The organism is Macrococcoides caseolyticum, assembly GCF_002902665.1.
Taxonomy (GTDB): Bacteria; Bacillota; Bacilli; order Staphylococcales; family Staphylococcaceae; genus Macrococcoides; species Macrococcoides caseolyticum.
In genome coordinates this window covers 79,179-99,435 of the sequence record NZ_PPRM01000018.1, presented here as the reverse complement: position 1 = coordinate 99,435, position 20,257 = coordinate 79,179, and the positions used below count along the sequence as shown (strand labels likewise).

General features: G+C 37.3%; 24 protein-coding genes and 1 tRNA gene. 1 reads left to right on the top strand and 24 read right to left on the bottom strand.

All coding sequences use genetic code 11. The features are described from left to right. Positions 1-111: 111 nt before the first annotated feature. Entirely contained in the window at positions 112-1,083 is a 972-nt protein-coding gene (gene holA / locus CD152_RS03860) for a DNA polymerase III subunit delta (RefSeq protein ID WP_103214423.1), read from the bottom strand. Between the two features lie 92 nt (positions 1,084-1,175). Between holA and CD152_RS03855 the strand changes: the two genes are divergently transcribed. Continuing rightward, positions 1,176-1,310, top strand: coding sequence for a YqzM family protein (locus tag CD152_RS03855; RefSeq protein WP_083754277.1), 135 nt, complete (start codon positions 1,176-1,178; stop codon positions 1,308-1,310). A gap of 82 nt (positions 1,311-1,392) precedes the next feature. On the opposite strand, the gene CD152_RS03850 is transcribed toward CD152_RS03855, so the two are convergent. The 23 genes from CD152_RS03850 to alaS all read right to left on the bottom strand — a co-directional run bounded on the left by CD152_RS03850 (position 1,393) and on the right by alaS (position 20,027). Continuing rightward, positions 1,393-3,624: a DNA internalization-related competence protein ComEC/Rec2 gene (locus CD152_RS03850; RefSeq protein WP_103214422.1), complete on the bottom strand. Its 2,232-nt coding sequence runs from the start codon at positions 3,622-3,624 to the stop codon at positions 1,393-1,395. Positions 3,625-3,636: 12 nt separating this feature from the next. Beyond that, positions 3,637-4,098, bottom strand: coding sequence for a ComE operon protein 2 (locus CD152_RS03845; RefSeq protein ID WP_099482926.1), 462 nt, complete (start codon positions 4,096-4,098; stop codon positions 3,637-3,639). Positions 4,099-4,155: 57 nt separating this feature from the next. Then, positions 4,156-4,818 carry a helix-hairpin-helix domain-containing protein gene (locus CD152_RS03840; protein WP_103214421.1) on the bottom strand — a complete coding sequence of 221 codons (663 nt, stop codon included), beginning with the start codon at positions 4,816-4,818 and terminating at the stop codon, positions 4,156-4,158. Positions 4,819-4,892: 74 nt separating this feature from the next. Further along, positions 4,893-5,612 carry a class I SAM-dependent DNA methyltransferase gene (locus CD152_RS03835; protein ID WP_101140279.1) on the bottom strand — a complete coding sequence of 240 codons (720 nt, stop codon included), beginning with the start codon at positions 5,610-5,612 and terminating at the stop codon, positions 4,893-4,895. Next, the gene (gene rsfS, locus CD152_RS03830; RefSeq protein ID WP_041636034.1) at positions 5,612-5,965 is read right to left on the bottom strand and encodes a ribosome silencing factor; all 354 of its coding nucleotides are present in this window, start codon (positions 5,963-5,965) and stop codon (positions 5,612-5,614) included. The genes CD152_RS03835 and rsfS overlap by 1 nt, the downstream gene beginning before the upstream one ends. 12 nt (positions 5,966-5,977) lie before the next feature. Further along, positions 5,978-6,544: a bis(5'-nucleosyl)-tetraphosphatase (symmetrical) YqeK gene (gene yqeK / locus CD152_RS03825; protein WP_103214420.1), complete on the bottom strand. Its 567-nt coding sequence runs from the start codon at positions 6,542-6,544 to the stop codon at positions 5,978-5,980. Then, positions 6,522-7,100, bottom strand: coding sequence for a nicotinate (nicotinamide) nucleotide adenylyltransferase (nadD, locus tag CD152_RS03820; protein ID WP_086038876.1), 579 nt, complete (start codon positions 7,098-7,100; stop codon positions 6,522-6,524). Before nadD ends, yqeK begins: the two co-directional genes overlap by 23 nt. Beyond that, the gene (yhbY, locus tag CD152_RS03815; protein WP_041636036.1) at positions 7,100-7,393 is read right to left on the bottom strand and encodes a ribosome assembly RNA-binding protein YhbY; all 294 of its coding nucleotides are present in this window, start codon (positions 7,391-7,393) and stop codon (positions 7,100-7,102) included. The genes nadD and yhbY overlap by 1 nt, the downstream gene beginning before the upstream one ends. After that, a complete protein-coding gene (gene aroE / locus CD152_RS03810) occupies positions 7,387-8,190 on the bottom strand; it encodes a shikimate dehydrogenase (RefSeq protein WP_103214419.1) in 804 nt (267 codons plus the stop codon). Before aroE ends, yhbY begins: the two co-directional genes overlap by 7 nt. A 10-nt stretch (positions 8,191-8,200) precedes the next feature. Then, positions 8,201-9,298: a ribosome biogenesis GTPase YqeH gene (gene yqeH, locus CD152_RS03805; protein WP_101140276.1), complete on the bottom strand. Its 1,098-nt coding sequence runs from the start codon at positions 9,296-9,298 to the stop codon at positions 8,201-8,203. A 112-nt stretch (positions 9,299-9,410) separates the two neighbouring features. Then, positions 9,411-9,481: transfer RNA gene (locus tag CD152_RS03800), tRNA-Gly, on the bottom strand. Positions 9,482-9,559: 78 nt separating this feature from the next. Continuing rightward, positions 9,560-10,084, bottom strand: coding sequence for a YqeG family HAD IIIA-type phosphatase (locus tag CD152_RS03795; RefSeq protein ID WP_086038877.1), 525 nt, complete (start codon positions 10,082-10,084; stop codon positions 9,560-9,562). Positions 10,085-10,301: 217 nt separating this feature from the next. After that, on the bottom strand, positions 10,302-10,988 hold the full coding sequence (mtnN, locus tag CD152_RS03790; RefSeq protein WP_041636038.1) for a 5'-methylthioadenosine/S-adenosylhomocysteine nucleosidase: 687 nt from the start codon (positions 10,986-10,988) through the stop codon (positions 10,302-10,304). Positions 10,989-11,047: 59 nt separating this feature from the next. Beyond that, positions 11,048-11,524, bottom strand: a complete 477-nt coding sequence (gene greA, locus CD152_RS03785) for a transcription elongation factor GreA (RefSeq protein WP_012657154.1) — start codon at positions 11,522-11,524, stop codon at positions 11,048-11,050. Between the two features lie 22 nt (positions 11,525-11,546). Continuing rightward, on the bottom strand, positions 11,547-12,167 hold the full coding sequence (gene udk / locus CD152_RS03780) for a uridine kinase (protein WP_012657155.1): 621 nt from the start codon (positions 12,165-12,167) through the stop codon (positions 11,547-11,549). Further along, a complete protein-coding gene (locus CD152_RS03775; protein ID WP_012657156.1) occupies positions 12,167-13,429 on the bottom strand; it encodes a peptidase U32 family protein in 1,263 nt (420 codons plus the stop codon). Before CD152_RS03775 ends, udk begins: the two co-directional genes overlap by 1 nt. Before the next feature lie 23 nt (positions 13,430-13,452). Next, positions 13,453-14,376: a peptidase U32 family protein gene (locus CD152_RS03770; RefSeq protein ID WP_101140275.1), complete on the bottom strand. Its 924-nt coding sequence runs from the start codon at positions 14,374-14,376 to the stop codon at positions 13,453-13,455. Between the two features lie 11 nt (positions 14,377-14,387). Then, positions 14,388-15,011, bottom strand: coding sequence for an O-methyltransferase (locus tag CD152_RS03765; protein WP_101140274.1), 624 nt, complete (start codon positions 15,009-15,011; stop codon positions 14,388-14,390). Positions 15,012-15,186: 175 nt separating this feature from the next. Next, a complete protein-coding gene (mltG, locus tag CD152_RS03760; protein WP_169926156.1) occupies positions 15,187-16,323 on the bottom strand; it encodes an endolytic transglycosylase MltG in 1,137 nt (378 codons plus the stop codon). A 15-nt stretch (positions 16,324-16,338) separates the two neighbouring features. Next, positions 16,339-16,650, bottom strand: coding sequence for a DUF1292 domain-containing protein (locus CD152_RS03755; RefSeq protein ID WP_041636040.1), 312 nt, complete (start codon positions 16,648-16,650; stop codon positions 16,339-16,341). Positions 16,651-16,665: 15 nt separating this feature from the next. Beyond that, entirely contained in the window at positions 16,666-17,085 is a 420-nt protein-coding gene (gene ruvX, locus CD152_RS03750) for a Holliday junction resolvase RuvX (protein ID WP_099482912.1), read from the bottom strand. Beyond that, positions 17,078-17,323, bottom strand: a complete 246-nt coding sequence (locus tag CD152_RS03745) for an IreB family regulatory phosphoprotein (protein WP_012657162.1) — start codon at positions 17,321-17,323, stop codon at positions 17,078-17,080. Before CD152_RS03745 ends, ruvX begins: the two co-directional genes overlap by 8 nt. 79 nt (positions 17,324-17,402) lie before the next feature. Continuing rightward, complete coding sequence (gene alaS / locus CD152_RS03740) at positions 17,403-20,027, bottom strand: alanine--tRNA ligase (RefSeq protein ID WP_103214417.1); 2,625 nt, start codon at positions 20,025-20,027, stop codon at positions 17,403-17,405. Between the last annotated feature and the right edge of the window lie 230 nt (positions 20,028-20,257).

Here is a 20,257-nt window from a genome sequence, read left to right as displayed (position 1 = left end):
TTTATCAAATGAAATTTTCTTGTTTCTCAAATTAAAAACTCCCTATAAAATTTTCACTTTTTAAGTGTCTACCTTATAGGGAGCATATCAGTTTCACTATCGCCGGGTTTTTTATATCTTCAATATAAACAACTCCAGTATCAATACTTTATCCATATAAGATGACTTCAGTTCATAATCTGCTTCAGCACATGCATCGATAACATCCAGCAGATGCTTTAACGGAATTTGTCGTACTTTACGCATCGATAGTTTCACACGATACGGATGCACCTTCACTTCGCGTGCGATCTGCTGCTCAGAAAATCCCTTTTCAGACAATATCTTCACCTGATAGTACAATCGATACTGACTTGTTATAAGCGCGAGCAGTTTAATCGGTTCTTCTTTCATGTGTATCAAGTCTTTCAACAATTGAATAGCTTCTGCCTTCTTTCCTGATGTTATATAGTCTGTGAGCAAAAACACATTCTGCTCAAGGCTTCTGCTGACGACTTGTGTTACATCGCTTTTCGTTATTATAGGTGCATCCCCACTATATAACACCAGCTTATCCAGTTCCTTCATGACTGCTCCATAATCAATTCCGGTAAGATGAATCATTTCATTAAGTGCATCTTCTTTAATATCCTTGAAGTTTTCATTTAAAATTGATTTAATGATTTTTTTAATCTCTTGTTCATCAAGCGGTTCAATCTTCTTCACTTCATGATTGGCCTTTATTTTCTTCACAAGCTTCTTGCGTTCATCGAGCTTATCTGAATAGACGGTGAAGATAACATAGTTCGGGCCTTCAAATCCTTCAATAAATGCCAATATCTCATCTATATCGATTTTAAATGTCGTCTTGACTTTCTCACCTGTAAACACGAATGCATTATTGATGACAACTGCTTTCGCATCGGATAGAAATGGAAATGTCATCGCATCTTCTAACATCGGTTTAACTTCGGTTTCCTTCATATCGTACTGGCTATAATTAAATTCATCTTTCGTACCGATTAACTTTGTAACCAGCTGCTCTGTTTCTGATTCAACTAAAGGCTTCGTACTTCCATGTATCAAATAAATATAGCGCATCATTTACTCCTTAAAATAAAAATCTCTTTTTCATTATAGCTTTTTTTTATATGTTATCATATACTTAAATAGATACATTAGGAGGTTGAGAAATTATGAATCAATTCGAAAAAAATGTTCAATCAAAAAATAATGACGTACAAGACTCTGGTTATGCATTCTTATTTGGATTTGGTGGATTTGCCACAATTTACATCATCGCTCAAATCTTTGACCTGATTGCAAAATAATGTACTTATCCGTGTGTCCGTTTCGTACGTCACACGAACCCGAATAATAATGCACACTGTCGTGCTATTATTGCTCGGGTTTTTATTTATTATCCTTTAATTCCTTGCGCATCGTAGAGATTTCACTTTGGTCTAACTTTACTGTTATTCTGCCGTCTGACTGCGTATTATAAATTTGCTTATTATACTCGATTAATCGTTTGATTGTCTCTTCGTGCGGATGACCATACCTGTTGTTTCGCCCGGCAGATATCATCGCTGTTTTAAATTCACGCTTTAACAGCGCGTCACCTGTACTTGTATCGGAGCCGTGATGGCCAATCTTAACGACATCGATTCTTGATGAAATATGAGCCAGCACCTCTTCTTCCTGTGCTTTGCTCAAATCGCCCGTCAGCAATGCATTGACTTTTTCTCCTCGAATAAATGTGACAATACTTTCGTCGTTAATATCATCTCCTTCACTTGCTGTAATTAAGTCAATCCCAGCTATCTTGACCTCTGATTCATCGAATATTGGAACATTGTATTGATGAGCGATCGTTTGAAGTGATGCGTACTTTGGTATCGATGCAGCTGTCTTATTTATGATGATACGCTTTACAAGCTTTAATTTTATAAGTTGTTCTGCTTCTCCCATATGATCCAAGTCCGGATGTGTCAATATTAAATCATCAATTTGTGTAATCCCTTTATGATATAGGAATGGTATGATTATTTTCTCACTGATGGGGCGTGCGTCTTTCCGTTTCTCCCATCCTTCATTGAAATCAAACTTACCGCCGGTATCCACCATCACAACTCTGCCATTATATTCAATAACAATACAATCCCCCTGCCCAACATCCAGAACATGTAGTGCGTCTTCATTTTGTATGCAACCAATAAGAATAAGTACTGAACATAGACATATTGCAATCACTTGAATGCGGGGTTTCTGATGAAAGAGATAATAGATTACGCCCATCATGATGACATAATAGATTATATGCTGCGATTTAATAACAAGTGGCAATGCATGTAATGATAAAAATATTTCTACACATATGTCATGCAATAAGAATGCATAGTGAGTAATAACGTCCAGTATCTCCGGTGTAAAATTAAACAACATTAAACAAAGTAAGATGAAAGTACAAAGCGGGAAAATAATGAAAGAGAAAAGTGGTATAAATAAAAGATTAGTCAACAATCCGATAAAATAAACGATATTGAAATGATAAAAAAGAATGGGTAACGCTGCAACTTGTGAAATAAAATTGGTTAATAAAAAAAGTTTGATTGGCGTTAATTCATAGCTTTGTAATATGAAGATAAATGAAAAGCATATAATATAAGATAGCTGAAATCCAACGTTAAAGATTACAAAAGGTGCCATTATTAAATTTATGATAAACGTAATCGCGAGTGCATCGAGCATCGAGATAAATCTTGGCTTTACTAATACGAATGCCATAAATAGCGCTGCACGCACAACAGCTGGTGCTTCTCCAGTCAATATAACATAGCCCGGCAGAATAATTAATATCATCAATCTGCTTATATGTAATGGTATATAAAGTCGTTTAAACAAATAATAGAGCTGAACTGTAACCAGTGCAACGTGGCTGCCGCTAATCGCATAGAGATGATAGATACCTAACGTTTTCAAATCATTTAAGGTCTTATGATCTAAATATCTAGTATCCCCTGTTGTCAGCGCCGTAATATATGCACCGTACTTTAAATGTACCATCTGTTCGCCTAAGTGATAGCGATATAGACGTATGCCATCCAATATCGTCAATGCTTGTTGTCTGCATGATGCAAAATCAATATCATCGATTGTAAGCATTCCTTTATAGGTGCCATAATATAAATATTCATCATAATGAAACCCCGGCTGGTTTGTATTTGGCAACGGTGATTCAGCTGCACTACTGAATGTACATCGCTGATAGATGTGCATTCCACGTTTAAGGCGTAATTGTTCAGCTTCTTCTTTAATCCTATAAACGAACTTATACGTGTCATTATCAATTATAATATCACCCATCATCAAGTTGCCATCCACTTTAAACTGCGTGGTAAAATAACCGGTCGTATTTATCTTAATATCCGATTGGTCATCAAACTGAGTAACACTCCGGCTGAATGAATGGCTCTCATAATAAAGGTACGTACATAAAAATAATGCTGCATAAATGTAAATAAAGCGTGATAAACGTTTCTTATAGATAACCATTATCACTACGAACATTAAAATAACGCTACTTAAGTAATCGTACTGACACAACACTGCAGATATCACTACAAGAACTGCAATTAAGCCCACATGTCCTCCACTCTACATTTGTTCAAAATAATGGGCGACATGCTGTGGATTAAAGTCAATCTTCTCGGTGTCAATCCGATTCTTATCCAGCAGTTCTACGGCATAAGGATGATTCTTATAATCCTCTGCATAGTAAATCTTCTTAATGCCTGCCTGAATGAGTGACTTCGTACAATGAATACACGGAAAGTGTGTGACATAAATATCGGCACCTTCAGTCGTTACACCCATTTTAGCACATTGTAATAACGCATTCATCTCGGCATGTATCGTTCTGATACAATGTCCACCTTCAACATAGCATCCTGCATCTATACAGTGCACTTCACCTGATACTGAACCATTGTACCCTCCTGCGATAATACGGTTATTCTTCACAATTGTCGCACCGACACTGAGTCTTGTACACGTTGATCGTAATGCCAACAACTGACTTTGCGCCATAAAATACTCTTTCCACTGTATACGTTCCATAACATCCACTCCAAATCATTTTGATACAATTGTAATATGATATTTACGCTAAATCAATCATACTTCTATATAGTCCTTTAAGCCTTCATATGTCTTATCTCCTACACCTCGTATTTCTTTAATTTCTTCGATAGCTTTAAACCCTTTATTATCGGTTCTGTATTTGATAATATCCTGTGCTTTCTTCGGACCGATTCCAGGTATTTCTTCAAGCTCAGACTGTTCTGCCTGATTAATGTTTATCTTTTTCTGTACGTTGCTTCCTGAATTACCTTCATACCCACCGGCATTTTGATAGAGCGTGTATTTGTCTGTCTTCACCTCACCTTTAAACGGAATATAGATCACAAGAGCATCGCGTACTTCCTGAGATAAGTTCACTGCATCCAGATCAGCATTCGGCAGTACTTCAGCATGTTTTAACACATCATGTACACGCTCACCTTGATGGGCATCATAGACACCGCTATACTTGACAGCACCTTTCACATCAACTTTAATATTCTGTGCTGCACTTTCTTCAGTCGCTTCCTCCTTCTTTATGTCCACCTCAGAAGTTTCAGCCGGTTGTTGTAATTCTTCCTCCTGAATTTCTGTACTTGATATCGATTTCATCCATACAATCATCACAACAATAAAGGTGACGATCGTTAATCCAATCATCTGCTTATTCACATTGAACCTTTCTAGCAGCGCACCGAAATCTAATAATTTCTGCAAAAAACACCTCCTGAATAGTTATATCAGGAAGTGGACAAAATCTCTTATTTGTAACAATTTAAAGTTTATTTTATCTATAATCGTTTTTTTGCGATAAAAAATACGCGTTCTACATCGTCAGTTTCTGTTACTTGTGCTTCATCAAAATCAAAGAATACGCTCTCGATATCAAATCCTGCCTGTTCGAGCTGCATCTTATAGAAATCAATCGGGAAGGTACGTTGTTCATGAGATTCATCGAATCTATCATACCGCGTTCCATCTGATACGAAAAAGGTCATATCATGATAGACAGAAAATGGTGTTTCGCCTTTAATGGCATGCCATATATACACAATATCCGATAAATCGTCACTATAGGTTGCATTATTGAAATAGTGTTCAAATTTCTGAACACTATGCACATCAAAAATAAATGTACCTTCACGTTTCAGATGCGCATACACACTTTGAAACGTTCGCACTACAGCATCCTCATCTTGCAGATAGTTCAGGCTGTCACATAAACACGTAATCGTATCGAACGACCTCGCAAGATTCAGTTCAGTCATATCCTGTGCAACAAATTGTGCATTCCCTACATTATGTTGAGCAACAGCAAGCATATCCTCACTTAGATCAACACCGACCTTTTCATTGGCAGTGACGAGCTGCAATAACTTTCCTGTACCCGTCGCAACATCTAGAATCGATCCTTCTGCCGGGATATATTGCTGAACAATCTGCGCCCACGTATCATAAGGCTGATCATACATAAATCGATCATAGATATGTGCAAATTGCCCGTATTCCATTACATCATTTCCGATTCGTATGTAATAATTTCCTGATCTCGGAATAATTTCTCTAAATTATAATAATCACGTTCTTCGTGGTGAAATACGTGTACTACAACATCCCCAAGATCCACAAGTATCCAGCGCGCTTCATTAAATCCTTCCAGACGATTCACTTCAATGCCATTCTTTTGTGCTTCGTCTTTAACTTCACGTGCAATTGCTTGTACTTGTCGATCAGAATTTCCCTCACAGATTACGAAATAATCTGTGACACCTGTTACATCTGCGACATTAATGCCGATAATATCTTCTGCTCTTTTGTTATCACATGCATTAAATGCAAGTTCTAATAATGCTTTACTATTCATTAAATCCATCCTTTATCTTTGTAAATTATAATAATTAAGACATTCAATCGTTTTCGGATATATGGTCTTATCATTTTCAACTAAATAGAGTGTCGTACGCTTTGAAATTTCATATATCGCTTTGTCTAAATTTCGCTCGTTATATACAATATCTCTAATCTCATCAACACCAGGCTGTGTTCTACCCGGCTCAATATAATCACTCACAAATATAATTTTTTCATTTAATCTCATTTGTTTACGACCGCATGTGTGATGATAGATTGCATCATATATTTCTTCATCTTCAATATGGTGTTCATGTTTCATAACTTCAGCTGCGACAGGACCATGTAATATTTCTGAGTTGTATGCCAGTAGTTCATTATCAAGTTCATAATGTGTCACCGCCTGATAAAGTATACTTAAATCATCGTACTTTGCATAATCGTGCAATATCCCGGCAATCTCTACGACGTTTTTGTCACCACCGAACATTTCAGCGAGTTTAACACCTGTTTCTGCAACACGTAATGAATGTTCAAATCGCTTCTTAGGTAATTTCTCTTCTGCTAATTTAATCGCTTTTTTTCTCTTCATACAAGTGCTCCTCTCTAATATACTTTTCTACTTCATCTAGTAGCAAGCATTTCACTGACTGTCCATTAAGCATACGCCTTCTGATATCAGTCGCACTCACATCCATCCTTGGTAAGGTAAACGGTATAAAAGGCTCTCTTAAATTCAGTTCATCACGTGATCTGTTCACAACGATAAAGGATGCAAGCGAAGCAATCGCTTCTAAATTGTACCATTTATCAATCACTTCATACTGATCATATCCAATCAATATTTTCAGCGTGCAATTTTTATACTTTTCCTTCAAATATAAAACAGTTTGATACGTATAGCTCTTTCCTGACTGCTCTAGTTCAAACGTATCAATTTCACCGAACTGTAAATAATCAATCGTCTGTTCTATCATATTTAACCGATGTTGATCTGATACGTTCGGTCTAGATGTTTTATGCGGGCTTTGTCCCGCAGGCATAAAGATGAATTTATCTGGTCTAAACTGCTGATAAACTTCATTTGCAACAAATGCATGGCCAATATGAATAGGATCGAACGAGCCTCCGTAAAGTATGATTTCCATTAGCGTGGGAGTTCTATTTTTTTGTGATTTACTGAAGGTTTATACAGAATAATTGTTGAACCGATTACTTGTACAAGCTCCCCGTAGACACGACGTGCAATTGTTTCTGCAAGCTCTTCTTTATCATCCATATTATTCTGCAACACACTGACTTTTATGAGTTCGCGTTTTTCCAGTACATCATTTAATTGCTCAATTAAATTATCGCTAATACCACCTTTACCAATTTGAAAAATTGGGTCCAAATTGTGTGCTTGTGCGCGTAGATATCTTCTTTGTTTTCCTGTTAACATAATGTGCTCCTTTGTAAATAATTGATTACAGATTGTTTCATCGCTGCTTTATTCGCTTTTTTTCCTGTCCATATTCCATAACTCAGCGCACCTTGATTCACAAACATATCAAGGCCGTTGATAACTGATAATCCTCGTTGTGCTGCACTTTGCAGTATCGGTGTCTTGTCAGGTGTATATATAATGTCGCATACGACAGCACTCGACTTCAACTGGGATATATCGATTAAAGTATCCGGCATAAATCCCTCCATGCCGACCGGTGTCGTGTTAATAACAATATCGGCTTGCTGAATGACTCCGTCACTCTCCTCATACGTATAAGCGTCTATTTGAAATGGCCAGTCTGCAACACGATTCGTATTTCTGTTCAGTACCGTTACTTTATTATCTTTAAATAATGTATAACATATCGCTCGACTCGCACCACCCGCACCAAGTACGACAATATTCTTTCCACCGGTATACTTCTCAATAGATGCTTTAAATCCTGCACCATCAGTATTATAACCGTACCATATCCCATCTTCAATGTGCACCGTATTAATCGCACCAATCATCTGTGCTTTTATATCTACAACATCAACAACTTGTAACATATCCACTTTATATGGAATCGTAATATTAAAGCCGTCAATGGCCTTCTCGTGAATGATATCTCTCAGATGATGAAAGTGCTTCGGATCGATATGGAGAGCAGCGTATTCATCATCTGTCTGCAGCGCATTAAAATTAGCATGATGCATGAGTGGTGATAATGAATGCTTTATGGGATGCCCTATAACTGCAAATTTCATAATGTCACCTCTACAATATGCTCGGTCTTAAATAAACATCCACTTGTTTCGGTGCATGCACGACGATTTGTGCACCTTTATCCACCGTAATAAAACCGAGGCCTGAAATAATGATATCTTGTTTCTCTTCTTTCACAGATAACTGAACTTGCTTCACATTATCAAAATCAAATTCGCCACTTCCAGGTGGTGTCAATAAGTCACCAATCTGACGATACCATAGTTCCTGCGCATTATCCGTCTTTGTTCTATGAATGTGCAGTAAATTGCTTACGAAACAATTTAAGCTTCTTCTACCACCTGATACGTAATCGACGCGCACTAAGCCACCCAGAAACAACGTCTGTCCTTCATTTAACTGGAAGTTACGAGGCTTTATCTCTTGTTTTGGCATAATTACTTTCAGTTCCTTATCGGTAACGTAATGCGTCATCTGATGTGCCTGGATGATACCCGGTGTGTCAAACAGAAATGAATGTTCATCAAGCGGAATATCAATTAAATCAAGGGTTGTACCCGGGAAGTGACTCGTCGTAATGACATCTTTCTCACCCACGCTCGTCTCAATTAATTTATTAATTAAAGTCGATTTACCCACGTTTGTCGTCCCTACCACATAGACATCCTGATTTGCTCTTAAAGTTTCAATCGACTCAAGTAGTTCTACGATACCATGATTTTTCTGTGCTGAAATTAATACGACGTCATCCGGATTCATACCAAGTGCTTTCGCCTGTTTTTCAATCCATAGTTTTACACGACGTTTATTGATTAGTTTCGGTAATAGATCCATTTTGTTTGCAGCAATGATGACCTTCTTATTACCCACGATACGTTTTAAGCCGTTAATCCACGAACCCTGAAAATCAAACACATCTATCACATTAACAATAATCCCTTGCTTTTCGCTCAATGCATTTAACATCGTTAAAAAGTCATCGCTCGTCATATTTACGTCCTGAATCTCATTATAATGCTTTAATCTAAAGCAACGTTTGCATATGACGTCTTCTTTCTTCAAACTTGAAGCAGGTACATATCCAGGCTTATTCTGATCATCTGACTGAAGTTCTGCACCGCAACCGATACATTTCATGTGTTCACTCAAATTATATTCCTCCATTATTAAACTCACTATTGTATATTTTATCATAAATGATGTTATTAGTATTGCAAGGCACAATAAAAAAGGACGAGACATACGTCCCATCCTATTTAGAAGCGGGTGATCGGAATCGAACCGACAACATCAGCTTGGAAGGCTGAGGTTTTACCACTAAACTACACCCGCATATATCAACTTTGTAAAATAATAATACAAAATTTATCCTACAAAGTAAAGAATTATTTTTACATCATCAGTATAAAATTAATCCTCCCACGTGATATATCCCTTTTTCTTAAAGTATGCTAAAAACTTACGCTCCATCATACGGTTCATTCTCGTTTTCCACTCATCATTTGCTTTGACCGGCACGACCATAATAGAGTAGAATCCATTTGAGTTAGCAGCCAGCACATCTGTCATCATCTGATCACCGATAACAACTGTTTCTTCCGGTTTCACATTCATCGCCTTGACAGCTTTCTTAAATGCCTGTCCCATCGGTTTACGCGCTCCAAAGATATAATCAACTTCAAGTGGTGTTGCAAACGTTGCCACACGTGCTTGTTTGTTATTAGACACAATCGTCACTTGGATGCCTGCTTCACGCATACCATTGAACCATGCAATCACTTCAGGCGTAGCAAGTTCAACATCCCATCCGACTAAAGTATTATCGAGATCAGTGATTATTGCTTTTACTCCTCTACCTTTTAATTCTTCCGGCGTTATTTCAAATACTGACTTTGCATACTTGCTTGGTAACAAATATTTTTTAAATATTCCCATGATACACCTCTTATATTTATTACATTTATGATACCCACTATTCCCTCTGTAAAACAAAAGAGCGAACCAAACGATTGATTCGCTCTGTACAAATTATTCGATTTCTTGATTCGGAGCGTAATCTACTTCAGTTCCATTATAGATTACAAAACCAATAATAGAAGTTGCAATTACTGCTAATGCCATAATAAATATCATATATAAGCCCCCTAGCTTATTATAATGTCTCTAATAATGATTTTACAATGTTAGAACTTGATACGCAAGCTACTTTTAAAAATTGCTCAAAACTCATCTCAGCTTCACCATTTGCCAAATCACTTACAGCACGTGTAATGATGAATGGTGTATTGAACTGGTAACACGTCTGTGCAACTGCTGCCGCTTCCATCTCAACAGCCATTGCGTGAGGAAACTTCTCTAATATCGATGCTTTCATTTCAGCTGAGCCGATGAAGCTATCACCTGAAACGATTAAACCTGTTTGTGCAGTATAGTTATGTTTAGATATCGCACCTTTAGTTTTATCTATTAGCATATCGTCTGCTTTATAAGTTTCAGGCATCATCGGCACCTGACCTTGTGCATACCCAAATGCAGTTGCATCTACATCATGATGCAGAACGTCTGTACTCACTAATATATCTCCAACTTTGAGCCCTGAACCTAAACCACCTGCACTCCCAGTATTGATAATATAGTCTGGTTTAAAATTAGCAATCAGCAAAGTTGTACAAATGGATGCATTCACTTTACCGATACCACTTTGCATCAGAACAACGTCCTTGCCATAAAGTATCCCTCTATAAATTTCAACATGTGCAATTTTCTCAGTCGTTAAGTTTTGGATTTCACTTTTTAAAATTGCAACCTCTTCTTCCATCGCACCAATAATACCAATCATAATTTTCCTCCACATAAAAGGTTCAGCAGGACACCCTGCTCAACCTTTTCAACATTTATTTAGCTAATTTCGACAATTTTTACTCGCATTTCATTACCGTTCGGAAGTGGCACGTTCACTTCATCACCAACTTTTTTTCCAAGTAATGCTTTAGCAATTGGTGATTCATTAGAGATTTTACCTTCAAATGGGTCGGCTTCTGCGCTACCGACAATCTTATATGATTCTTCTTCGTTTCCAGGTACTTCTGCGAATGTTACAGTACGACCGATTTGGACTTCTGACTTTGAACCGTCATCTTCAATGATTACAGCGTGACGTAGCATCATTTCGATTTTTGTAATTTCCTGTTCAACGAAACCTTGCTCATCTTTTGCTGCGTCATACTCAGAGTTCTCAGATAAATCACCGAAGCTACGTGCAACTTTAATTTTTTCTACAACCTCAGGACGACGTACCGTCTTTAAATGTTCTAATTCAACTTCTAATTTGTCAAAACCTTCTTGTGTCATTGGATACTCTTTTTGCATTTCCATAAATAATCCTTCTTTCCTAATTCTAAACTTGAATTAATGATTGTATTTTTGTTGTCATTATATCGATTGCAACTGAATTGCTTCCACCTTCAGGAATAATAATATCAGCATATTTCTTGGTTGGTTCGATAAACTGATTATGCATCGGTCTTACCACCGTCAAATACTGATCGATAACAGATTCCATCGTGCGTCCGCGTTCTTCGATGTCTCTGACGATACGACGCAGTATTCTTAAATCGGCATCGGTATCTACATAGATCTTAACATCCATGAGGTCACGAAGATTGCTATTTTCCAGTGCAAAAATGCCTTCTACTATAATAACATCTTTTGGTTCAAATGTAATCGTTTTCTCACTTCTTGTATGATTTGAATAATCATATGTCGGGACTTCTACCGTTTTACCATTACGCAAATCTTTCAAGTTTTGAATGAGCAGCTCATTATCAAATGCAAAAGGATGGTCATAGTTTGTTTTTAGACGTTCTTCAAATGTGAGATGGTCCTGATTTTTATAATAATAATCCTGCTCAATGAGAGCAACACTGTATCCTTCTAAATTCTTTAATATCTTAGATGTCACGGAAGTTTTACCTGAACCTGATCCTCCCGCAATGCCGATAATTGTCGTTTTGCTCATTAGTTCAGTTCCTTCCTCATCATATTCATTGGATAGACCGGATGATCTACTTTAATTTGTACAATTTGTAACGGATGACGGGCAGCATCTAATACATTACCTTCTTCATCGACAATTTCAGTTACAACTTGTCTGAAGTTTTCAATTTCTGGTCCAAAAAATTCAATTTCCTGGCCTGGTTTAAAGTTATTGCGTTGCTGAATGGTCGCAATTTGAGTTGCTTCATCATAATCCAGTACTAAACCACAGAAATCATACGGTGTTTTCTTAGATTGCTCGTGTCCAAACATCTGCTCTTCAAATCCCGGAACACCTTCAAAGAAAGCAGATGCTGTGTCACGGTTCGCACATTTATCAAGCTCGACTAACCATTCTGGATCAATCTTAAAGTTTTCCGGGTCATTGACATAAGCATCAATGACCTTACGATAAACGGATACAACCGTTGCAATATAGTGGATTGATTTCATACGACCTTCAATTTTTAGCGAGTCAACACCGATATCAATCATCTTCGGAATGCTTTCAATAAGCTTCAAGTCTTTTGGACTCATTGCAAATGGTGTTACATTATCGCCTTCATAAGCTACATCTAGTTCACCATCATTAACTGTAATAAGATCATAATCCCAGCGACAGCTCTGACAACAGCCACCACGATTTGAGTCTCTTGCTGTCATATGATTACTTAATGTACAGCGTCCAGAATATGCAATACACATTGCACCATGAATAAACGCTTCAATCTCGATGTCTATTTTCTCTTTCATTTCTTTTATTTCTTCTGCGCTAGTCTCACGTGCTAATACAACACGCTCTAACCCTTCAGATTTCCAGTACTCAACTGCTTTAACATTCGATAACGATTGCTGTGTTGATAAATGGATTTCTAATTTTGGTGCGACGCGCTTACACGTCTCAATAATTAACGGATCTGCAACGATAATACCTGTTGCCCCCGCCCCTTCTAACTTCTGTAAATATTCTTCTAATCCAGGCATGTTCTCGTCATGAGCAATAATATTTGTTGTTATATATATTTTTGCACCATATCGTTTGGCAAATTCAACGCCTTCTTTAATTTCTTCTATTGTAAAGTTATCAGCATTAGAGCGCAGACCATACTCCTGTCCACCTAAGAAGACAGCGTCGGCACCATAATGTACTGCTATCTTTAACTTTTCAAGGTTTCCAGCAGGCGCTAACAATTCCGGCTTTTTAACTTTTGGTTGCTGATTGATGATTTCCATTTCAGTTTTCATATTATCATTCCTTAATTTCCATATTAGTAAACAGTTTGTTTAAATAAGAATCCTTGGTCAAGTGGACGATGTTCAGGCTGGATTTCTTCAATCATATCGATTAAATCAAACTTGGCATCATCATATAGGTCGGGATCTTCGTTAAATAGATCGATTGCCTGACGGTAAGCTCTCGTTACTGTCGTAATATAATCTTCACTATGCAATACGCCATCAATCTTAAAGCTATCGATATCTGCTTCAAGCAGCTCTTCTAATTCTTCGATGACACAGATATCGTTCGGGCTCATAATATGTGTTCCATTACTGTCTTCAAAGATTGGATATTTATTATTACGCTCTTCATCATATAAGAGCATGCCGTCCGCTTGTGCTCTATTCTCAATCTTCATTACTTTATCCTGATACATAAAGTAGTTCCCGAGCAAATTACGTTTTGACTGGAACATACATGTCATTCCATGCACCTGCACTTCTACTTCAACATTCGCATGCGCTTTAATATTCATTACTTCTTCTAATGAAAGTTCGCGCGCTAGCACCGCACGATTCGCGCCACGCTCACCCCAGTAATTGCACTGAAAATAATTAGTTACGAGCGTCTCTTGATTCCACTGTAAAGGAATCGTATTTCCAAGTTCACGTGCATACATAACAATCGCCGGATCACCGAAACTAATCGCGTCAATATCTAATGTATGCAGATACTTCATATAATCTTCAACTTCATCCAAATGTTCATTATGAAATAATCCATTAACTGCTACATACACCTTCTTGCCATGTGCATGAATCTTCTCAGCAGCAAGTCTTACCTCTTCTCTATTGAATTCACCGGCAAGTCTTAATCCAAACTTTGACTCACCGATTAAAAATGCATCAGCACCCGCTTCAATTAATGCATCTATATGTGATAATGATTTTGGTGTCACTAATAATTCTGTCATTGTGTTCTCCTTTATTTCTTAATTGATATGCTCATGCCATCGCCGATATCAAGAAAGTTTGTATCATAATCCGGGTGTTTACTTAACCACGCATTATATTTTTCGATTTTACGTACCATCTGCTTTACATTTCTACTGCGTACAATTTCAATATTACCAACAAAATCATGATATAAAATGTTGTCCGTAATAATTAATCCTCCTCTTTTTACGAGTGGACTGTACAGCTCAAAAAACTTCATTGACTGCGCTTTTGCCGCATCGATAAACAATATATCATACTGTCTGTCATTTACATTATGAAATGCTTCAAGTGCATCTTTGTATATCGGTCTAATCTGCTTCGAATTAAACGACTCAAAATTTAACAGCGCTGCTTTATACATTGTTTCATTACGTTCAATCGTCGTAACATGAATCGCATCATCTACAGAAGCAAAATGCAAAGCACTATAACCAATCGCTGTACCTATTTCAAGAATAGATTGTGCTTTATGAATTCGAATCAACTGTTTAATAAATTCTACAGAAACCTTATCCATAATCGGCACTTCATTATCAATTGCATATTGAATTAACGTATCAATATCATTTACTGGATTTAAATTACTGATATATGTTGCTTCTTTAATCATCTAAACAATCCTTTAACGAAAAAATTACCAACCACACGGCTGGTAGTAGAAAATTTATTTTCAAAGTATTGTATCATATTTCAGTAGAAAATGTAATAGGTAATTCATTAACAAACGTTATGCATATAATTAAAATCCGGTCAATGACGAAAAGTCACCATCCGGATTTTAATTATTAATTTTGTACACTATCGATATGTTTATCCTTTTTCTCTAAATGTTCATCTAATGTTTTAGAGAAATAGTTTTTCCCGTCTTTATCTGCTAAAAAGTATAAATAGTTCGTTTTCGCCGGGTTTAGTACACTTTCCATAGAGGCAGTACCGCTCGTTGCAATCGGTCCTGGTGGTAGTCCTGGATGAATGTAGGTATTATATGGCGAATCCACTTTTAGGTCTGCTTCATATGTTACTGCTTTATGCTTACCTAATGCATATAAAACAGTCGGATCTGTTTGTAGCGGCATTTCTGGGTTCTCACCCATACGGTTAATAAATACTGATGCAATTTTAGCACGATCTGTAAGACCTGTTGCTTCACGTTCAACGAGCGAACTGAATGTTAAAAACTCATGGAATGTAAGCTTTCTCTCTTTGCCTGCTTCAGTAATATTAATGCCACCGTACTTATCCCATAATGGAAATGCATGATGTTCCATAGCGGTAAGCATCTTATCTACCACTTGTTCAATGGTTGGGTTCTCTTCGGTAAAATCATACGTTGCTGGGAATAAATACCCTTCTAGTGGGGACTTGATATCTTTAGATAATACATCATCTGTAATTAACTTCGGATGCTTCTTCATCATCTTTTTAACAAAAGTTTTATCATTTACAGTCTTCATAAATTCTTCTTTAGAGATATCCGTCTTCTTAGATACGATATCAGCAATTTGATCCATCGTTATCCCTTCAGGCACATTCATCTTGAATAGTACAGGGAGATATACTTCACCTTTTTGTAAGCTCTTTGCGATTTGATCATAAGTCATTGAAGGTGAGAATTCATAATTTCCTGCCTGGAAGTTAGAAATATTATTAAACTTTAAATAATATTTGAACATCTTACTATTCTTAATGATTTTCTTTTTCTCTAACTTTTCTCCAATCATCGTTGCCGTTTCACCTGGAAGCACTTCGACTTTCGTTACTGTCTTATTCCCTGGATCCAGTGGCTTTTGACTTGCATTAAAATATATAAAGCCTGTAATACCTAATATAACAGCACCTAATAAAATAATACCAATGATAATAGAAGAAAGAAGTTTAGAGAATGTCTTTGAATCTCTAATTTCTTTGTTCCTGTTTGTCATCACAGTCTCCTTCTATTATTCTCCGTCAAAGTTTGTATTTACAACTTCTTCAATCATGTCCCATTCTTCATCTGTTTCAACTGGTAGTAATTTACCACCTTCACCGTCTTCACTAGGTTCATTGATCATAGGAATTAATTCAATCTCTTCTTCCTCATCTGCGCCTTCTTCAGCTAAGATAATGTATGTCTTCTCAAATTCAGGGTGATAGAATTCTAATAATTTGCGATATAGTACTTCATTACCTGCTTCATCAAATAATGTTAATAGCTCTTCCTCGTTATTAATATCTAATGTTCCTTGATTTAATTCATTATTTTCTGTCATGTTTATCATCCTTTTCTATTTAGAGTTAAGATAACCTTGCAGTATAAAGACCGCTGCCATCTTGTCGATTACTTGCTTACGTTTCTTACGTGATACATCGGCTTCAAGCAGACTACGCTCAGCCCCAACTGTAGACAGTCGCTCATCCCACATGATGATATCAAGTTCAGGACAAGTTGACTTTAATATTTCACTGAAATGCAGTGATGCCTCTCCACTTGGGCCAATCGTATTATTCATATTTTTAGGGAGTCCGATTACCGCCGTAGTTACATTATTTGTTTCTATTATTTCTTTAAGTGCTTCAATTCCATAATCTTCATTCGCTTCATCGATACGGAGTGTTGTTAAACCTTGAGCAGTCCATCCCATTGCATCACTGAGTGCGACTCCAATGGTTTTAGAACCTACATCCAATCCAATTGACTTATTCATCTGTCTTCTCTGAACTGATATAGCTTGAAACGAGTTGTTCCATAATTTCGTCACGGTCTAATCTGCGAATTTGATTACGTGCATCATTATGTCTAGGAATATAGGCTGGGTCTCCAGATAATAGGTAGCCCACAATTTGGTTAATCGGACTATATCCGCGTTCTTCCAACGTGTTATAGACGTTCAATAATACGGTGCGTACTTCTTCTTTAGGTAATTCTTCAATATTAAATTTCATCGTCTTGTCAAATTCCACTTGAAACACTCCTTTTAGTATGACCTGATACACATTCATCATACTATACATAACATTTTAATTACAATTGATTAATGTAACTATTAACGAATTGTAATGCTTTCGTAACGTCTTTAGGATTCGGGGCTCCGCCTTGAGCTGAATCTGGACGTCCGCCACCTTTACCACCAGTTTCCTGTGCAACTGCTTTAATTAAGTCTCCTGCTTTAACTTTATCCGTTAGAGCTTTAGGAACGCTCGCCATGTAGTTTAATTTATCTGTTGCAGCAACTAGGAAGATGACTGCGTCTTGCACTTTAGATTTATAGTCATCCATAAGTTCTCGTAACATTTTAGCGTCCTGTACTTCCACTTCCGTACTTAACACTTTTATGCCATTGATTTCTTGAATATTATTTGAAATATCCCCCATCTTTAAAGCAGAAATTTCTTTATTCAACTGAACAATCTGTTTTTCTTGCTCTTTCACCATTGAAGTTATCTCATTTACTTTTTCAGTTAACTGTTCTTTAGCTTTTACTTTTACAACTGGCAGTAACGTATCTACTGTATCCACATACTCAGATAAGTAGCTGAACGCTGCTTTACTTGTAACCGCTTCAATACGACGAACACCTGCACCAGTTCCAGATTCAGACACAATCTTGAACAATCCAATTTCACCTGTATTACGGACGTGGACACCACCACATAATTCGATTGAATAATCGCTCATTTCAACAACACGAACAATATCACCATACTTTTCACCGAACAACGCCATAGCGCCCTTTGCCTTCGCTTCACTAATCGGCATCTCGTTGATCTCCACATGTATGTTCTGCCAGATTTTTTCATTCACAATTTGTTCAACTTTTGCAATCTCTTCTTTTGTAACAGGTCCAAAGTGTGAGAAATCAAAGCGTAAGCGCTCAGGTGTAACTAAAGATCCTGCCTGGTTAACATGTGTGCCTAACACATCTTTTAAGGCTTGATGCATTAAATGTGTTGCACTGTGGTTTTTAATGACGAATGTTCTGAATTCTGCGTTCACTGTTGCGTTCACTGCAGATTTCGTTACTTTACCGAAACGTACTGTACCTGTGTGTAAATTTTGGCCGTTCGGCGCTTTCGTAACTTCTGTCACTTCAATTTCGAAACCTTCTCCTGTGACAGTTCCTGTATCTGCAACCTGTCCACCACTTACAGCATAGAATGGCGTTTCTGCCATGATGAACTGCACATCAGAACGGTCGTCTGCTTCTTCTACTTCAACACCATCCTGTAATAACGCAATGATGTTCGTGTCTACTGTTAATGTATCATAGCCGACGAAGGTGCTGGATACTCTAATATTCGATAACACTTCATTTTGCACCTGCATACTCTGTGTCTTCTGACGTGCTTCACGTGCACGCGTACGCTGTGCTTCCATCGCCACTTCAAAACCTTCGTGATCAACTTCTACACCCGCTTCTTCAGCAAGCTCTTCCGTTAATTCAACTGGAAAACCGAATGTATCATAAAGCTTGAACACATCTTCTCCCTTTAAGACATTGTCAGAAGCTTTGGCACTATCTTTAAGTGCATTGAACTGCACTAAACCTTCTTCTAATGTCTCATGGAAGCGATCTTCTTCAGACTTCACGACTTTCTTGATGAAATCCTTATTCTTATCAACGTCAGGATAATAAGGTTTCATAATTGCTGCTACTATATCAACGAGGTCATACATAAACGGTTTATTAATATCGATCTTCTGTGCAAAACGCACTGCACGGCGTAATAAACGACGTAACACATAGCCTCGACCTTCATTTGAAGGTAAAGCGCCATCTCCAATAGCAAAGCTTACTGTACGAATGTGGTCCGCGATCACTTTGAATGCAACATCGTCTTCTTTGTTATCACGATATTTACGCCCTGAAATTTGCTCTGTTGCTTTGATAATCGGCATAAATAAATCCGTATCATAGTTTGTCGGAACATCTTGAGAGATAGATGCCATACGCTCTAATCCCATCCCTGTATCGATGTTCTGCTTTGGAAGCGGAGAGTACGTATGGTCTGGATTATGATTGAACTCAGAAAATACTAAGTTCCACACTTCTAAATAGCGTTCGTTTTCGCCACCTGGATACATCTCTTCAGCCGGATCATCTTGCCCATAACTTTCTCCGCGATCATAGAAAATCTCAGTATTCGGTCCACTTGGTCCTTCACCAATATCCCAGAAGTTACCTTCAATACGTGTGATACGATCATCAGTTAAACCAATTTCATTCACCCATAAGTCATATGCTTCTGTGTCTTCAGGATGAATGGTCACATATAATTTCTCAGGCTCGATTGCCATCCAGCGTTCGCTCGTTAAGAACTCCCATGCGAACTCAATCGCTTCTTTCTTAAAGTAATCCCCGATTGAGAAGTTCCCAAGCATCTCAAAAAACGTATGGTGACGAGCAGTGAATCCAACATTTTCAATATCATTCGTACGAATTGATTTTTGTGCATTCGTAATTCTTGGATTACTTGGAATCACACGTCCATCAAAATATTTCTTAAGCGTTGCGACACCTGAGTTAATCCATAATAATGTGTCATCATCAATTGGTACTAATGGTGCTGACGGTTCAATCATATGACTTTTCTCTACAAAGAAATCTAAATACATCTGTCTTATTTCTGCAGCCGTTAATCGTTTCATCCTATCTTCTCCTTTAATCTAAAAAATACACGCTCGCCCTATAAAGGGACGAACGTGTTCGCGGTACCACCCTAGTTATGACAAAGTCATCACTCAATCGTTATTCATTTAAAACTATTAAAGTAGCTTCAGCAACCGCACATCACATCTCTCACCAGCCGATATGTCTCTATAAAAGTACAGTTTGCTTACTCATCTTTAAAGTATATTGAATTACATAAATTATAAAA

What these genes read in the sequence shown, in the direction of transcription:
- holA (WP_103214423.1), bottom strand. Translation starts at nt 1,083, where the DNA reads ATGATGCGCTATATTTATTTGATACATGGAAGTACGAAGCCTTTAGTT.
- CD152_RS03855 (WP_083754277.1), top strand. Translation starts at nt 1,176, where the DNA reads ATGAATCAATTCGAAAAAAATGTTCAATCAAAAAATAATGACGTACAA.
- CD152_RS03845 (WP_099482926.1), bottom strand. Translation starts at nt 4,098, where the DNA reads ATGGAACGTATACAGTGGAAAGAGTATTTTATGGCGCAAAGTCAGTTG.
- CD152_RS03835 (WP_101140279.1), bottom strand. Translation starts at nt 5,612, where the DNA reads ATGGAATACGGGCAATTTGCACATATCTATGATCGATTTATGTATGAT.
- rsfS (WP_041636034.1), bottom strand. Translation starts at nt 5,965, where the DNA reads ATGAATAGTAAAGCATTATTAGAACTTGCATTTAATGCATGTGATAAC.
- yqeK (WP_103214420.1), bottom strand. Translation starts at nt 6,544, where the DNA reads ATGAAGAGAAAAAAAGCGATTAAATTAGCAGAAGAGAAATTACCTAAG.
- nadD (WP_086038876.1), bottom strand. Translation starts at nt 7,100, where the DNA reads ATGGAAATCATACTTTACGGAGGCTCGTTCGATCCTATTCATATTGGC.
- yhbY (WP_041636036.1), bottom strand. Translation starts at nt 7,393, where the DNA reads ATGTTAACAGGAAAACAAAGAAGATATCTACGCGCACAAGCACACAAT.
- aroE (WP_103214419.1), bottom strand. Translation starts at nt 8,190, where the DNA reads ATGAAATTTGCAGTTATAGGGCATCCCATAAAGCATTCATTATCACCA.
- CD152_RS03795 (WP_086038877.1), bottom strand. Translation starts at nt 10,084, where the DNA reads ATGGGAATATTTAAAAAATATTTGTTACCAAGCAAGTATGCAAAGTCA.
- mtnN (WP_041636038.1), bottom strand. Translation starts at nt 10,988, where the DNA reads ATGATTGGTATTATTGGTGCGATGGAAGAAGAGGTTGCAATTTTAAAA.
- greA (WP_012657154.1), bottom strand. Translation starts at nt 11,524, where the DNA reads ATGGAAATGCAAAAAGAGTATCCAATGACACAAGAAGGTTTTGACAAA.
- udk (WP_012657155.1), bottom strand. Translation starts at nt 12,167, where the DNA reads ATGAGCAAAACGACAATTATCGGCATTGCGGGAGGATCAGGTTCAGGT.
- CD152_RS03775 (WP_012657156.1), bottom strand. Translation starts at nt 13,429, where the DNA reads ATGAAAACTGAAATGGAAATCATCAATCAGCAACCAAAAGTTAAAAAG.
- CD152_RS03770 (WP_101140275.1), bottom strand. Translation starts at nt 14,376, where the DNA reads ATGACAGAATTATTAGTGACACCAAAATCATTATCACATATAGATGCA.
- CD152_RS03765 (WP_101140274.1), bottom strand. Translation starts at nt 15,011, where the DNA reads ATGATTAAAGAAGCAACATATATCAGTAATTTAAATCCAGTAAATGAT.
- mltG (WP_169926156.1), bottom strand. Translation starts at nt 16,323, where the DNA reads ATGACAAACAGGAACAAAGAAATTAGAGATTCAAAGACATTCTCTAAA.
- CD152_RS03755 (WP_041636040.1), bottom strand. Translation starts at nt 16,650, where the DNA reads ATGACAGAAAATAATGAATTAAATCAAGGAACATTAGATATTAATAAC.
- ruvX (WP_099482912.1), bottom strand. Translation starts at nt 17,085, where the DNA reads ATGAATAAGTCAATTGGATTGGATGTAGGTTCTAAAACCATTGGAGTC.
- CD152_RS03745 (WP_012657162.1), bottom strand. Translation starts at nt 17,323, where the DNA reads ATGAAATTTAATATTGAAGAATTACCTAAAGAAGAAGTACGCACCGTA.
- alaS (WP_103214417.1), bottom strand. Translation starts at nt 20,027, where the DNA reads ATGAAACGATTAACGGCTGCAGAAATAAGACAGATGTATTTAGATTTC.